Annotated in this window: 13 protein-coding genes; 5 read left to right on the plus strand and 8 right to left on the minus strand. The window is 58.2% G+C overall.

Translation table 11 applies throughout. From position 1 onward, the window contains the following. Window positions 1-15: 15 nt before the first annotated feature. The 3 genes from C1J03_RS16030 to ftsY are packed head-to-tail and all read right to left on the minus strand — an operon-like array spanning window position 16 to window position 2,950. Window positions 16-621, minus strand: a complete 606-nt coding sequence (locus C1J03_RS16030; RefSeq protein ID WP_114887505.1) for an inner membrane-spanning protein YciB — start codon at window positions 619-621, stop codon at window positions 16-18. A gap of 11 nt (window positions 622-632) precedes the next feature. Further along, window positions 633-1,535 (minus strand): EamA family transporter, encoded by a 903-nt coding sequence (locus tag C1J03_RS16035; RefSeq protein WP_114887506.1) that lies wholly within the window; start codon window positions 1,533-1,535, stop codon window positions 633-635. A 14-nt stretch (window positions 1,536-1,549) separates the two neighbouring features. Beyond that, window positions 1,550-2,950 carry a signal recognition particle-docking protein FtsY gene (gene ftsY / locus C1J03_RS16040; RefSeq protein ID WP_114887507.1) on the minus strand — a complete coding sequence of 467 codons (1,401 nt, stop codon included), beginning with the start codon at window positions 2,948-2,950 and terminating at the stop codon, window positions 1,550-1,552. A gap of 232 nt (window positions 2,951-3,182) precedes the next feature. Between ftsY and C1J03_RS16045 the strand changes: the two genes are divergently transcribed. Beyond that, on the plus strand, window positions 3,183-3,947 hold the full coding sequence (locus tag C1J03_RS16045; protein WP_254694072.1) for a lytic transglycosylase domain-containing protein: 765 nt from the start codon (window positions 3,183-3,185) through the stop codon (window positions 3,945-3,947). Between the two features lie 17 nt (window positions 3,948-3,964). Here the strand turns inward: C1J03_RS16045 and C1J03_RS16050 are convergent, their stop codons facing one another. Beyond that, the gene (locus C1J03_RS16050; protein ID WP_114887509.1) at window positions 3,965-5,665 is read right to left on the minus strand and encodes an NAD(P)H-dependent oxidoreductase subunit E; all 1,701 of its coding nucleotides are present in this window, start codon (window positions 5,663-5,665) and stop codon (window positions 3,965-3,967) included. 170 nt (window positions 5,666-5,835) lie between these two features. Between C1J03_RS16050 and C1J03_RS16055 the strand changes: the two genes are divergently transcribed. Then, a complete protein-coding gene (locus C1J03_RS16055; protein WP_114889038.1) occupies window positions 5,836-6,231 on the plus strand; it encodes a hypothetical protein in 396 nt (131 codons plus the stop codon). Between the two features lie 7 nt (window positions 6,232-6,238). Here the strand turns inward: C1J03_RS16055 and xseA are convergent, their stop codons facing one another. Next, window positions 6,239-7,798, minus strand: a complete 1,560-nt coding sequence (gene xseA / locus C1J03_RS16060) for an exodeoxyribonuclease VII large subunit (protein ID WP_114887510.1) — start codon at window positions 7,796-7,798, stop codon at window positions 6,239-6,241. A 72-nt stretch (window positions 7,799-7,870) separates the two neighbouring features. Between xseA and purD the strand changes: the two genes are divergently transcribed. Continuing rightward, window positions 7,871-9,136 (plus strand): phosphoribosylamine--glycine ligase, encoded by a 1,266-nt coding sequence (purD, locus tag C1J03_RS16065; protein ID WP_114887511.1) that lies wholly within the window; start codon window positions 7,871-7,873, stop codon window positions 9,134-9,136. 37 nt (window positions 9,137-9,173) lie between these two features. Here the strand turns inward: purD and C1J03_RS16070 are convergent, their stop codons facing one another. Next, window positions 9,174-9,944, minus strand: coding sequence for an FG-GAP repeat domain-containing protein (locus tag C1J03_RS16070; protein WP_114887512.1), 771 nt, complete (start codon window positions 9,942-9,944; stop codon window positions 9,174-9,176). Then, window positions 9,944-10,267 carry a 2Fe-2S iron-sulfur cluster-binding protein gene (locus tag C1J03_RS16075; RefSeq protein WP_114887513.1) on the minus strand — a complete coding sequence of 108 codons (324 nt, stop codon included), beginning with the start codon at window positions 10,265-10,267 and terminating at the stop codon, window positions 9,944-9,946. Before C1J03_RS16075 ends, C1J03_RS16070 begins: the two co-directional genes overlap by 1 nt. A gap of 170 nt (window positions 10,268-10,437) precedes the next feature. Between C1J03_RS16075 and C1J03_RS16080 the strand changes: the two genes are divergently transcribed. Further along, window positions 10,438-10,968, plus strand: coding sequence for a peptidoglycan-binding domain-containing protein (locus C1J03_RS16080; protein ID WP_114887514.1), 531 nt, complete (start codon window positions 10,438-10,440; stop codon window positions 10,966-10,968). Window positions 10,969-11,033: 65 nt separating this feature from the next. Here C1J03_RS16080 and C1J03_RS16085 read toward each other — a convergent pair whose 3' ends face one another. Continuing rightward, entirely contained in the window at window positions 11,034-12,515 is a 1,482-nt protein-coding gene (locus tag C1J03_RS16085; protein WP_114887515.1) for a Do family serine endopeptidase, read from the minus strand. 257 nt (window positions 12,516-12,772) lie between these two features. Here C1J03_RS16085 and C1J03_RS16090 point away from each other — a divergent pair, with 257 nt between their 5' ends. Further along, on the plus strand, window positions 12,773-14,125 hold the full coding sequence (locus C1J03_RS16090; protein WP_114887516.1) for an aspartate aminotransferase family protein: 1,353 nt from the start codon (window positions 12,773-12,775) through the stop codon (window positions 14,123-14,125). The last annotated feature ends 88 nt before the right edge of the window (window positions 14,126-14,213 follow it).

The raw sequence follows: 14,213 nt of genomic DNA on the forward strand, positions 1-14,213 counted from the left end.
CTGAGACAGCCACCCCTACTCGGCTTCGTCTTCTAGGCTGTAGGTTTGGAACATCCGCGACTGCGATATGAAAAACACGAACATCGCAATCGTGAGGCCAAAGGTCTTGAAATACACCCATGTTTCTGTGGAAAAGCTGCGCCAGATCACCTCGTTCGCGATCGCGAGCCCGAAGAAGAAATACATCAGCCGCTTTGTCAGGATCATCCAGCCTGCGTCCTGCAGCGGCATCATTTCTTCCATCACGTAGCGCAGGTAGGATTTGCCGCGCAGGAGCCCAATGCCGAGGATGCCGCCAAACAGCAAATAGATCATCGTGGGTTTGATTTTAAAGAACCGCTCGTCGTTCAGCCAAACAGACAGCCCACCGAACACAACCACCAGCACCAGCGTCGCCACTTGCATCTTGGACAGTTTGCCGGTCAGCGCCCAAAGCGCGCAGGTCGAGGCGATCAACAGTGGGATAAACGCAGCTGTAACCACAATAAAACCAGCGTATTCAGTTTCCCCGAAGGTGAACATCTGATCCTTAAGACGGATGTAGGCCACGAAAAACACCAACACCGGGCCCATTTCCAGCACCAGTTTCAAGATCGGGTTGATCTCACGTCCTTTGTCCACGCTGCGCACTCCTAGCCGCCCATCTCTACAATTACCGCCCCGACTGCGATCAGCGCCATCAGCGCGATGCGGCGAGGGCCGACCGTCTCTTTCAGCACCAGCCAACCGATAAGGGCGGCAAAGACCGTCGAGGTTTCTCTCAGTACCGCCGCTTCGCCTACCTTGTCGAGGCGGGTGGCCAACATAATCGAACCAAAGCTCAGGAAGGCGACAAAGCCGCCAATAACGCCGCGCTGCATCAAGGGGCCCAGGTCCGGTGGGTTTTCCATTCGGCACCATCTGCGCGCGGCAATGAAGGGCATGGCGATCCCGTCGATCATGAAAAACCACGCCAGAAAAGTGAATGGATTGGCCGTCGCGCGGATGCCGTAGGCGTCATACGTGGTGTAGAGTGCCACAAAAATCCCAGTCAAAACCGCCAGCCCCAGTGCTGCGTTCAACGTATCGCGCGCCGCGGTGAGATAGATAAGGTTATAGACGGCGAGGCCGAAAATACCCGCTACCAGCACTGCTACACCAAGCCATTGGGTGGCGGTGAAAACCTCATCAAAGATGAAATAGGCCCCTACCACAGTGAAAAGCGGCCCGGTGCCGCGCACGACGGGATAGACAACCGTATAGGCCCCTTTGGTATAGGCCCAGCCTTGGAGCAGTTTGTAGATCATGTGGATCACCCACACAGCGCCAAAGATTGGCCACATATGCGGTTCGGGCCAAGGCACAACAAAGAGGGCAAAGGGGGCGGCCATGGCGCAATAAGAAGCGTCAATCGCGCCGCGTGTCAGCCAAGGATCGTGCCGGCCCTTTTGCAGCGCACCAAAGACCGCATGCAGAAATGCCGCCATAAGAGCGAGGGCCAACGCGGCCTGATGCCCCGTTTCGGTCCCCTCAATGCTGATCAACCACTCGGTCATGCAACCAGTCGCATCTAGCGGTCGAGCCCGGTCAGCGCATCTGCGAATTCTTCTGGATCAAATGGCTGCAAATCATCGATCTGCTCCCCCACGCCGATAGCGTGGATAGGCAGTCCAAATTTATCCGCAAGTGCAACCAGCACACCGCCTTTGGCCGTGCCATCAAGTTTGGTCATCACCAGCCCAGATACATCCGAAATGTCTTGAAACACCTTTACCTGATTAAGCGCATTCTGCCCCGTTGTCGCGTCGAGAACCAACAAAGTGTTATGCGGCGCGCTGGGGTCTTTTTTGCGGATGACCCGGACAATCTTGGCCAATTCCTCCATCAGGTCGCCCCGGTTTTGCAAGCGTCCCGCCGTGTCGATCAGCAAAAGATCAGCGCCGTCTGCCTGCGCCTGCCCCATCGCATCAAAAGCAAGGCTGGCGGGATCGCTGCCTTGCGCTGCGGTCAAGACAGGAACACCTGCACGTTCGCCCCAGACTTGCAGCTGCTCAACGGCGGCCGCGCGAAAGGTATCGCCGGCCGCAATCACCACCTTTTTGCCCGCCGCGCGGAACTGGCTGGCCAGCTTTCCAATGGTCGTGGTCTTGCCCGATCCGTTGACACCAACGACCAAAACCACCTGTGGCGTCTTTGAGTAAAGCGGCAGGGGTTTGGCAACCGGGTCCATAATACGCGCGATTTCAGCGGACATGAGGCGTTTGATTTCCTCAACCGACAGTTTTTTGCCCAGACGCCCTTCGGCCATGTTGGCCGTCACACGCAGGGCCGTATCAACACCCATATCCGTGCTGATAAGCAACTCTTCGAGCTGCTCCAACATGTCGTCGTCTAACTCACGGCGTACGACCTCTTTGGGTGTCGTGCGCCCCATCAGACGGCCCAACAGGCCTTGTTTGGCCTTTGGCTGCGCTGGTTCATCTTCCAGCAGCGGCGCGACAGGCGTGAGCGTTGCGCGCAATGGTACTGTCTTTGGCTCAGGCTCAGGCTCAGGCTCAGGCTCAGGCTCAGGCTCAGGCTCAGGCTCAGGCTCAGGCTCAGGCTCAGGCTCAGGCTCAGGCTCAGGCTCAGGCTCAGGCTCAGGCTCAGGCTCAGGCAGATTCTCCGGTTCTGGTGCCGGGTCAAGGGCCTCTTCGACCTCAATTATCGGGTCTGGCGTTGGCTCGGGTTCTGGTTCGGGAAGCGGATCTGGCGTGGGTTCGGGCTCCGCCTCTGCCATTTGCTCTGGAACCGGCGCGGGCACACGTTCTACGGCGGCAGGTGGGGCTTCCGCTTGGACCACTGGAGCCGCTGCTACATCATCAACGGCAGGCTCCGAAGTTCCGCCATCGCTGACAATTGCTTCAAGGCCCTCGTCGATCTTGGAGGAAGATTTGAACAGGCGGTCTTTTAGTTTTTTGAAAAATGCCAAGGGGCGCAATCTCCGGCGTAGGGTTTAACCTGATCTAACCGCTTGATGCCTTGGATGGAAGAGCACGGCCCAGATTGACATGAGGCCCGGGACACAGCACCAAAGCCAGATGCGTTGGGGTATAATCATATGTCTGTTTTTCTGGGCAAGTTTTGCGGGGGCCGAACCGCCCCAACGGCAGTGCAGCAGCGACAAATGGGGCCATGTCCATTGCATACGGTCGCAGCATTTTGTGTTTGACACCTGCAGCGCAATCGAAGTTTTTGCCGATCGGCACGGGCTGAATCGCGATTTCTTTGCTCGGCTGATTTGGCAAGAAAGTAGATTTGATCCCAATGCCTTAAGCCCAGCGAACGCGCGCGGCATTGCGCAGTTCATTCCCTCAACGGCCCAATTGCGCGGATTGCGTGATCCCTACAACCCTGCAGACGCGCTGGAACATTCTGCGCAGTATCTGGCGGAAATGGTGGACCGCTTTGGCAATGAAGGGATGGCCGCGATTGGGTACAATGGCGGTGAGCGACGTGCGTCAGGGTTTTTGAAGGGCAAAGGTCTGGCGCGTGAAACCTTCAATTACGTGCCGATCATCACGGGCCTACCGGCAAAGACATGGCGCGATGCGCCCCCCAAAAATCACGACATGCGGCTGTCCAAGAAAACCAGTTTCTACCGAGCCTGTGCTGATATGGCCGTAAGCCGCCGTTTGTCGCCGCTGAAACGCCCGAAGCCGCCCGTCGTTGACGCCAAACCATGGGGTGTGCGCTTGGGGTTTGGGACGTCAAAAAAAGCTGCGCGTGCCAAGGTTTTGAGTGCAACGCAATCGTGTCAAAGCGCCATCCAAAAAGAGCGCATCTATATGATTTACAACACAAACCGTGTTGCAGGACGCAAAGGGTTCTATATGGCGCAGATGGGCCGAGACACCCGTAAGGGCGCGCAGAAGCTGTGCAGCCAATTGCGTGCCAAGGGCTGCACCTGTTTGGTGATCAAGAACTAGGGCTCGCGGTCCTGAGGCTACACCTCGTCGGGGAAATGCTTCATCGTCAACAGGATCGGGTTTGGTGCCGCCTGTCCCAGACCGCAGATTGAGGCATCAACCATCGCGGTCGACAGCTCCGTAAGCAGAGCCTGATCCCATTTTTCCGCCTGCATCAGCTTAACCGCCTTTTCGCAGCCAACCCGGCAAGGTGTACACTGACCACAGCTTTCATCCTCAAAGAACCGCAGCATGTTCAGCGCCGCATCGCGGGCGCGGTCCTGATCAGACAACACAACAACGGCCGCAGATCCGATAAAGCTGCCATGCGGTTGCAACGTGTCAAAATCGAGCGGGATGTCGTTCATCGAGGCAGGTAACAAGCCCGAAGACGGCCCACCCGGTTGATACGCCTTGAACACATGGCCCTCTGCCATGCCGCCAGATGCGGCGATGATGTCAGTGATCGTGGAGCCAGCGGGCAATTCGTAGACGCCCGGTTTTGCAACGCGCCCCGAAACGGAATAGCTGCGCAGACCCACACGCCCGTTATGCGTGACCGATGACATGATCTGTGGCCCCTCGCGCAAAATCCGCGTGACCCAGTGCAAGGTTTCGACATTGTGGACAAGAGTCGGGCGGTTGAATATTCCAACCTGCGCGACAAAAGGCGGGCGGTGACGGGGCAAGCCGCGCTTGCCTTCGATGGACTCGATCATGGCCGATTCTTCACCGCAGATATACGCCCCAGCGCCGCGCCGCAGATCGATAAATCCCTCGGCAACAAGGCCTGCCGTTTCCAGCGCCTTGATCTCGCGCCGCATAATCTCAAGCACAGCCGGATATTCATCGCGCATGTAGATAAAGCAGGTTTCCGCTTCGACAGCCCAGGCAGCAATCAGCATCCCCTCAAGAAACAGATGCGGCGTGCGCTCAAGATGGAACCGGTCTTTGAAGGTGCCGGGCTCCCCTTCATCTCCGTTGACCGCAAGATAGCGCGGCCCCGGTTCGGCGCGCACAAACCGCAGTTTCTTGCCTGCTGGAAACCCAGCGCCGCCCAAGCCGCGCAATCCGGCATCGAGCACCTTTTCAAGTTCGGCCTCCCAGTCACCCCTGTTGCGAAGGTCTTCTAGTTTGCCATAGCCCCCCTCCGCACGGTACGCCGCAAAGGTCTGGTAGTCAGGCACATGCGCATGGGTATCGTCCGCCGCGATGGCTGCATGCACCTTTTCAGGTGTAGCATGGTCGATATGGTTGTGGCCAAGTTCCAGCACCGGGGCCGTATCACAGCGCCCCATGCAAGGCGCGCGCACAATGCGCACCTCGGAGGCGTCGAGCCCGTCTTCTAGGGCAGATTTGAGCGCCTGTGCTCCAGCCAATTCGCATGAGAGCGAATCGCAGACACGGATTGTCAGCGCGGGGGGCGGTGTTTCGCCTTCTTTGACCACGTCAAAATGCGCGTAGAAGGTAGCAACTTCATAAACTTCGGCCATGCTCATGCGCATTTCTTCGGCTAACGCGCGCAGGTGAGCGGCAGAAAGATGGCCGTATTCGTCCTGAATAAGGTGCAAATGTTCGATCAGCAGGTCGCGGCGGCGCGGCTTGTCGCCCAAAAGCGCACGCACCTCATCCCAAGGGCCATCTTCAAGTTGGCGACCTTTGGTGTGGTGCCGGCCCTTGCCTTTGCCGGATTTCCAGACACCGTTACCGTCTTGTTTTTTGTGATCATCAAGTGCCATGTCAGTCTCCAGTGCCGCGATTACGCGCAGTCTAGCAAAGCACGAATGCGCCGGGAGATCAAAAAACGACCGATGAGTGCAGCTTTGCGTTTTTCGTTTGCGTGCAGGGCTTGGCCGATAGGGCAAAGGGGGGTCTGGTGGTGCGCGCAGACATCTGGCAATCTTGGGGCATGAAAGTAATTTTGTTGATCTTGTGGGCCATGATGCCCCTGCCCGCCACCGCGCAATCGACCATGAGTGCGGCAGAATTTGATGCCTACACCCAAGGCAAAACCCTGTTTTACGGCACCCGCAGCGCGCCTTATGGGGCAGAGGTTTATTTGCCCAATCGCCGTGTGCGCTGGTCGTTCTTGGATGGCAAATGCAAAGAAGGCGAATGGTACGAGGACGCTGGCCTGATTTGCTTTGTCTACGAGGACAATCCAGAGCCACAATGCTGGAGCTTCGAGGAGGGCAATGGCGGGCTGATCGCGCAGTTTGAGAACGACCCGGAAGCGATTGCACTTTATGAGGTTGAGGACCGCGGCGAAGAGATGTTGTGCCTCGGGCCAGAGATCGGCGTTTGAAACGGCCTTAAAACAGCGATCCTTGATCTTTTGGCGGGGTTGTTGGTGCTTTGCGCGCAGGGGCTTGCTTGCCGCCAACCGCGACTATGCCATCTGCGAACTGTATCTCCAGCGTTTCAGCTTTCTTCGCAGCCTTGGCCGACGTCAGCACCGCCCCCTCGCTGCGCACAACCGCAAATCCACGCTCCAACGTCGCTTCATAGCCCAGTGTGACGCGCAAGCGCTCAGCTGCATCAATGCGCTGACGCCAGGCGTTTGTTTGGCGCTGACCTGCATCAGACAAGCGGCGCACAGTGCGGGTAAGTGTGTCGGTCAAACGGGCCTGTTCTTGGGTTAGCGCTTCGGGCCGCAGATTGCGGACACGGCTCGCGAGGCCTTCGCGCTTTGCCGCAACTGAGCGTAGCAATGCGGGGGCCAAACGTTCCGACAACGTTTCCAACCGGCGGCGATCATTAGACAGGCTGCGACGAAGAGCCGCCGGGCGTAGCGCCCCTGCCAGATCTGCCAGCCTGATTTTATGCTGCTGAACCCCTGCAATCAGGGCAGGGCCCAACCGTTCGCCGGCCCGGTCAAGCCGTTGCCGCGGTCCGTCCAGCAGGCTGTCCACCCGAGGTAAGGCACGCGCCATATCCCGCAAACGCTGGTCACGACGGCTTAGGCCCTGGCTCACGCTTAGGCTCATCCGCGCTGATTGCGCATCAAGCCACGCGGCAAGCTCATGTCGGACCGGCACGGCAAGTTCGGCGGCGGCCGTAGGCGTCGGTGCGCGTTTGTCCGAAACAAAGTCGATCAACGTCGTATCAGTTTCGTGACCCACCGCTGAGATCAGCGGGATTTGACTAGCCGCGACTGCGCGGGCCACAATTTCTTCGTTAAAGCCCCATAAGTCTTCAACCGACCCGCCGCCCCTTGCGACAATCAAAAGATCTGGGCGTGGCAAAGCGCCACCCGGGGTCAGAGCATTAAAGCCAGCGATGGCGCGGGCAACTTCGGGCGCGCATTTTGCCCCCTGAACAGCAACCGGCCAAATCAGAACTTTGCGCGGAAAACGGTCGCGCAGGCGGTGCAAAATATCGCGGATCACAGCCCCAGATGGCGAAGTCACCACGCCGATCACCTCAGGCAGATAAGGGATGGGGCGTTTTAGCGCCGCGTCAAAGAGACCTTCGGCAGAAAGCGCTGCTTTGCGCTTTTCCAACAAGGCCATCAACGCGCCCATGCCGGCAGGTTTGATATCTTCGATCACGATCTGGTATTTCGACTGACCGCCAAATGTCGTGATGCGGCCCGTGGCGATCACCTCAATCCCCTCTTCGGGTTGGGTATCGAGCCGGGCAGAGACGCCCTTCCAGATCACGCCGGAAATGACCGAACTGTCATCCTTGAGGTCCAGATAAATATGGCCCGAACGCGGACGGCTGACACGGCCGACTTCGCCACGAATGCGGACATGGCCAAATTCGCCCTCGATCACGCGTTTGATCGCGCCAGACAGCTCGGTAACGGTAAATTCAGGGCTGTTGGCCCCCTTTGGTCCATCATCGGGCGTATCGTCGAGCAGGTCCATGTGGCGCGTCCTTGTGCATCGGGTCGTGCCAGCTTAGAACGCGGCGCATGCAAGGCCAAGGGAGTGTCGCACATGAATATCCTGATCCTAGGTGGCGGTGGGCGTGAACACAGCCTTGCGTGGGCCATAATGCAGAACCCCAAATGCGATAAGCTGATCGTGGCCCCAGGCAATGCCGGGATTGCCGCTATCGCCGATTGTGCTGACCTCGATATTCTCGATGGTGGCGCAGTGGCCGTATTTGCTGAGGAAAACAGCATAGATTTTGTGGTGATCGGACCTGAGGCACCACTTGCAGCGGGTGTGGCGGATCGGTTGCGCGATGCGGGGATGTTGGTGTTTGGACCTTCAAAAGCAGCGGCGGCACTTGAGGCATCAAAAGCGTTTACCAAAGAAATTTGTGACGCGGCCAACGCGCCCACAGCAGCTTATGGTCATTTTACCGATGCAGCGGCCGCGCGGGCCTATGTCCAAGCCCAAGGTGCGCCGATTGTGGTCAAGGCCGACGGCCTCGCGGCAGGCAAAGGCGTGATTATTGCGCAAACTGTTGCTGAGGCTGAGGCCGCAATTGACGACATGTTTGGTGGCAGTTTTGGTGCTGCGGGTGCGGAGGTCGTGATCGAAGAGTTCATGACCGGTGAAGAGGCATCCTTCTTTGTGCTTTGCGACGGCAAGACGGTTTTGCCCATCGGCACTGCCCAAGATCACAAGCGGGTCGGCGACGGAGATACCGGACCAAATACGGGCGGCATGGGTGCGTATTCCCCTGCCCCGGTATTGAGCGACGCCGTAGCCGAACGCGCATTGGCCGAGATTATCCGCCCAACCATGGCCGAAATGACCCGGCGCGGGATGCCCTATCAAGGGGTGCTCTATGCGGGGCTGATGATAGAAGACGGCGCGCCACGACTGGTTGAATATAATGTGCGCTTTGGCGATCCGGAGTGTCAGGTTTTGATGATGCGGCTTGGGGCGCAAGTGCTCGATTTGCTACTCGCCGCCGCTGAAGAACGTCTGGCCGAAGCGCAGGTGAACTGGGCTGACGATCATGCGCTTTCGGTTGTACTCGCGGCGCGGGGCTATCCCGGAGCGTATGAAAAAGGAACGGTTATACGCGGGCTCGATGCCGTCACTGAAGACAGCAGCAACGTTGTATTTCACGCGGGAACGGCCCTGCGCGACGGCGCAATTGTCGCGACGGGAGGTCGTGTTTTGAATGTGACGGCGCGTGGCGCGAATTTGGTGGGGGCGCGGGAACAAGCTTACGGTGTTGTCGATGCCATCGACTGGCCAGATGGGTTTTGCAGGCGTGACATCGGCTGGCGGGCTCTGGACTAAACTCACGTCGAGCTAATTGGCGACAAAGCGCCTGACGTTACTTGCAGGCGAGTGCTTGCGTGAGGCTGTTTTGGTTCTTGATGGCCCCGATATCGCGCGCCGCAGTAGATTTACCATCAAAGGTTACAGATATCATGCGCTGCCAATCTGAACTGGCCACGATCATTTCTGGCACACTGCCACAAGTCCGGATCCCACCCTCGATCGCATGAGCGCCAAAGCGGTGATTTGTAAGGCCACCTAGACTTGCAACCTCAGTCAACGCGCCGTCGATGTAACGCCAGATGCGTAGGGTTTTCGCCAAATGGGGCCGGTCGATATAGGCGATCTCGACATGACCATCACCGTCCAGATCGGCTGCTCCAATAGGGGCGAGCCAGCGGAACCGTCGACCAATATAAGGTGTCGCCGCAATCAGGCCGCCCCCGTTATAGATCGCGAGGCGCGCGCCTTCGTTCTGGTGGCTCTCAATCGTAAGGGCCTCGTCGCGGCCGTCCCCATCTATGTCAACAAGGCGAGGCTCGATGTCCTCAAAAACGCGGGCACTGGGTAATCGAATGGTAAAGACTGACCCCGAAGATCCATAGCTTAGTTCAAGCGCACCAAACTCGGTCTCGTCGCCCAACGCACCGTGCGGATAACGTGTGGTCGGCTCAGTATAGCGTGCGGAACTCAACGGCTCAGTCTGCCACAGCTCGGCAGAAATAGCTGGCCCCTGAAACGCAAGCACCGCGCACAACGTTAGCTGCGCGCGGCGAATAGAACGGGGCAGCATGCCTGTCAGCAGACGCCGCGCCCCCGTCCGCATTAGATCTGCTTTTCGGGCATCTGGACGCGAAGGCCATCAAGCGCATCTGTGACCTTGATCTGGCAAGTCAGACGCGACCGCGCTGGATCAGGCTCATAGGCGAAATCCAGCATGTCTTCTTCCATGTCTTCTTTGCCGGGGATCTTGCCAACCCACTCAGGGTCTACGTAGACGTGGCACGTCGAACACGCGCAGGCACCGCCACAATCGGCTTCGATGCCCGGAATATTGTTGTCGCGCGCGCCTTCCATGACCGTAAGGCCATTTGAAACGTCAACAACATGCTCTTTTCCGCCGTGTTCGATGTAGGTAATCTTGGGCATGTGGCCCCCCTTCGTGTGCTTTGATTTAGCCCTGTTTACCGGGGGCATTTCGAGCGCGCCAGCCCCTTTTACCACCGAGCCCCACGACCACGGCGAACGTGGGTTCTAGGCAGGGCCGCACAAACCCGTTAGGTTGCCCCGTAACAGAACAGACCCAAAGGCATTGGGCTATGATTGAGGCGACAAAATTGCGGATATTTGGCGGATTGGCGTTGCTCATCATGTTGGGGGCATGTGATCCGAGTGCTGTGGATGCACCCGAAACACAAACCGGCAATGGGTTGGCCCCTCCCGGTGCACCGCCGGGCAGTTGTTGGGGTAAGATCAATACCCCCGCCGTCGTGGAAACGGTCACTGAGAACATTCTGGTGACCCCGGCAAAGACCAACCCCGATGGTACCATCGGCACGCTTCCCGTCTACAAATCAGAAAATCGGCAGCAAATCGTCACACCGCGGCAAGACCGTTGGTTCGAAACACCCTGCCCGCCCTCACTAACTGTTGAATTTGTCTCATCGCTGCAACGCGCACTAATCGCGCGGGGGCTGTATACGGGACCAATCAATGGATCGATGGACCAAGCAACGCGCGAGGCAGTGCGCCGGCTTCAAGTTGCCGATGGTTTGCCGAGCGATGTTTTGTCAACCGAGACGGCGAGAAAACTAGGTTTGGTCTCAGCGCCGCGCGCGCCTGCGGGCTAGAAGATCACAAAAAAGGGGCGCTCCTATTGGAGCGCCCCGATGTTTCTCAATTTTGACGGGCCTCGTTACTCGGCTAACGACAAAGCCACAAACCGCGGATCACCAGCTCTGCGTACCAACAACAACAGTGACTTGCGCCCTGCGTCCTTGGCCGCCTGCACACGTTCCTCAAGGTTCGCGATAGTTGCGATCTTTTGCTGGCCTGCTTCGGTGATGATATCACCCGCACGCAGGCCCTTCTCAAACGCCTCAGATGCTTCATCCACCTCTTGGACGGCGAGGCCTGTCATGCCTTCGTCCGCACCCAATGCTTCGCGAAGCGCGTCGGTCAATGGGGTCAGGGTAAGGCCCATCATCGATTTTACCTCGGGTTCGGCCTCTGGCGTTTCCTCGACCGCAGGTGTTTCTTCAGCACCATCGGCGTCTTCGCGGCGTCCCAATACGACTTTGATGGTTTGGCTTTTGCCTTCCCGCAAAACGGTAACGCGCACGCCGGCCCCAACAGGGCTGTTGCCAACCTGGCGGACAAGCCCCCGCGTGTCAGCGACATCTACGCCATCAAAGGACATGATCACATCCCCTGTCAGCAGACCCGCATCTTTGGCAGGGCCATCAGGCACGTCTGTGATTAGCGCGCCGGTTGCAGCGTCTAGGCCCATCGCATCGGCCACGTCTTGTGTCACGTCTTGGATGCGTACGCCCAACCAACCGCGGCGGGTTTCGCCGAATTCCTTAAGCTGATCGACCACACGTGTGACCACGTTGGCAGCCATAGAAAAGCCGATCCCGATTGAGCCGCCGTTGGGCGACAAGATCGCAGTATTCACGCCGATCACCTGACCGTCCATGTTGAAAAGTGGCCCGCCCGAGTTGCCCCGGTTGATTGCCGCATCGGTCTGAATGTAGTCGTCATAGGTGCCTGAAAGCGCACGGTTGCGAGCTGAAACGATGCCAGCGGATACCGAAAAGCCTTGCCCCAGCGGATTACCCATCGCGATGACCCAATCGCCAACACGCGACGCGTCGCTGTCGCCAAAGCTAACAAAGGGCAGCGGTGTGGTCGCTTCAACCTTCAAAAGTGCAATATCTGTATTGGGGTCGGTGCCGATGACAGTCGCCTTCAGCTCTTCGCCCGAGAAAAATTCGATGATGATCTCATCCGCGCCCTCGATGACGTGGTTGTTGGTGACGACATAGCCGTCCTCAGAGATTACAAAGCCAGAACCCAACGCGGAAGACCGGCGCGGTGCCGGTGTTCCTTCGTCATCGCGGTTGCGGTCTTGGAATTCGCGAAAGAAATCCTCAAACGGGGAGCCTTCGGGCACAATGCCGCGTGGGCCTGTGCGCCCTTCAACAAGGGTCGAAGTCGTTATATTGACCACCGAAGGGCTGATTTTTTCGGCCAATGGTGCAAGGCTTTCAGGCTTGGCAAGCGCCGCAACCGTCTGGAGGGCAACCATGGCCAACACCAGCAATCCGATAAGGGCTGCCCTCATCGCGGGGGTGAAGGGGGTTTGTTTCGACCTGGTTACCGCTTTGGGCTGCATTCATCGTCTCCTGATACCTTTTGGTTGCAAACACCTGCGTACAACCACTTGCGCCGGCCAACTGGACCGGCGACCGCTTGGCACAGACTGCAGTCTGCGCGCACAAGCCGCAATATCAAAGATGCATCTTTGCGTTGGCTTTTCAACTGATGGTGACGGGTCTGTGATCAGAAGGGCTGCGCACGGCTTGCAACGTTACAGATCAAAGCATAGCGTTTAGATCGCAATTGGCCGCCCCCGAAACAGGAATTTTTCGAATGAGCACCCCCAGTCACGTCCTTCACCGTAGCATGACCAGCCCCCTGCCCCAGATTGTCGCGGGCGACGGGCCGTACCTTATCGATGATACCGGCAAGCGCTACTTGGATGCGTGCGGTGGGGCGGCAGTGTCGTCTTTGGGGCACGACAACCAAGCCGTGCGCGACGCGATCTGTGCACAGGTCAATACGCTGGCCTTTGCGCATACAGGGCTTTTCACGAACCCCTGGGCGGAAAAACTGGCCACTTATCTGGTAGAGCGTGCTCCAAAGGGCACTGGCCAAGGCCGGGTGATGTATCTGGGCAGCGGGTCCGAGGCGATGGAGGCTGCCTTAAAACTCGCGCGTCAATACCATGTGGAGCGCGGCGATACCAAGCGTGCCAAAATAATTGCACGCAAACCCAGCTATCATGGCAACACCCTTGCCGCACTGGCCGTCGGTGGCCATGACGGACGCCGCGCACCCTTTGCACCGCTGCTGATTGACGTGGAACATATCGATGCAACTTACGCCTATCGGCTACAGCACGATGATGAGAGCGACGTGGATTTTGGCCTAAGAATGGCCCAGCAGCTTGAAGACCGGATTTTGGCGTTGGGGCCTGACGCCGTCGCGGCGTTTGTCGCGGAGCCCGTGGTGGGCGCGTCTTTGGGCACGCAAACGGCTCCGGAAGGGTACTTCAAACGCATCCGCGAGATTTGCGACACGCACGGCGTGCTATATATTGCAGATGAAGTGATGTGCGGGATGGGCCGAACCGGCAGCCTGTTTGCGCTTGAGCAAGAGGGCATTCACGCTGACATCACCACCATCGCCAAGGGGCTTGGCGCAGGATATCAGCCGATCGCCGCTGTGATGGCCTCTGAAAAAGTTGTAGAGGCAATCACATCCGGCAGCGGCAAGCTTTGGAATGGGCATACGTATATGTCCCACGCTGTCGCGACCGCTGGCGCGTTAGCCGTGATGCAAGAAATTGAGGGCCGCGATTTGCTGAGTGCGGTAAAGCGGTTGGGCAAACAGCTTGAAGAACGTTTGCGTGAAAAGCTTGGCCAGCATCCACATGTGGGCGACATTCGCGGACGTGGTCTGTTTTGGTCGGTCGAAGTCGTGACGGAACGAGATGGTAAAACACCCTTTGATCCCAAGCTTGGGCTGGCGGGCAAGATCCTCGCCGCGACGTTGGAGGACGGGGTGATTTGTTACCCGGCCCAAGGATGTGCGGACGGTGTGCGCGGCGATCATGTGCTACTTGCGCCTTGCTTTACCTCCACATCCGAAGAGATCGACCTGATCGTTGATGTGCTCGCCCGCGCGATTGATGCCGAAACGACAAAGGCTGCTTGTGGCTAGAGGCGGAGAGTTACGGAGCGGAGGCCAGCGCAATTTTTGCGGGCGGCTCAAAACTTTTGGCCATTTCGGCCCGCGCAATGTGTTGAAC

It is taken from the genome of Sulfitobacter sp. SK012 (genome assembly GCF_003352085.1).
GTDB lineage: Bacteria > Pseudomonadota > Alphaproteobacteria > Rhodobacterales > Rhodobacteraceae > Sulfitobacter.

Bases quoted from the DNA above. Each gene is read 5' to 3' on its own strand.
- C1J03_RS16035 (WP_114887506.1), bottom strand. From the start codon at position 1,535: ATGACCGAGTGGTTGATCAGCATTGAGGGGACCGAAACGGGGCATCAG.
- C1J03_RS16050 (WP_114887509.1), bottom strand. From the start codon at position 5,665: ATGGCACTTGATGATCACAAAAAACAAGACGGTAACGGTGTCTGGAAA.
- C1J03_RS16055 (WP_114889038.1), top strand. From the start codon at position 5,836: ATGAAAGTAATTTTGTTGATCTTGTGGGCCATGATGCCCCTGCCCGCC.
- xseA (WP_114887510.1), bottom strand. From the start codon at position 7,798: ATGGACCTGCTCGACGATACGCCCGATGATGGACCAAAGGGGGCCAAC.
- purD (WP_114887511.1), top strand. From the start codon at position 7,871: ATGAATATCCTGATCCTAGGTGGCGGTGGGCGTGAACACAGCCTTGCG.
- C1J03_RS16070 (WP_114887512.1), bottom strand. From the start codon at position 9,944: ATGCGGACGGGGGCGCGGCGTCTGCTGACAGGCATGCTGCCCCGTTCT.
- C1J03_RS16075 (WP_114887513.1), bottom strand. From the start codon at position 10,267: ATGCCCAAGATTACCTACATCGAACACGGCGGAAAAGAGCATGTTGTT.
- C1J03_RS16080 (WP_114887514.1), top strand. From the start codon at position 10,438: ATGATTGAGGCGACAAAATTGCGGATATTTGGCGGATTGGCGTTGCTC.
- C1J03_RS16085 (WP_114887515.1), bottom strand. From the start codon at position 12,515: ATGCAGCCCAAAGCGGTAACCAGGTCGAAACAAACCCCCTTCACCCCC.
- C1J03_RS16090 (WP_114887516.1), top strand. From the start codon at position 12,773: ATGAGCACCCCCAGTCACGTCCTTCACCGTAGCATGACCAGCCCCCTG.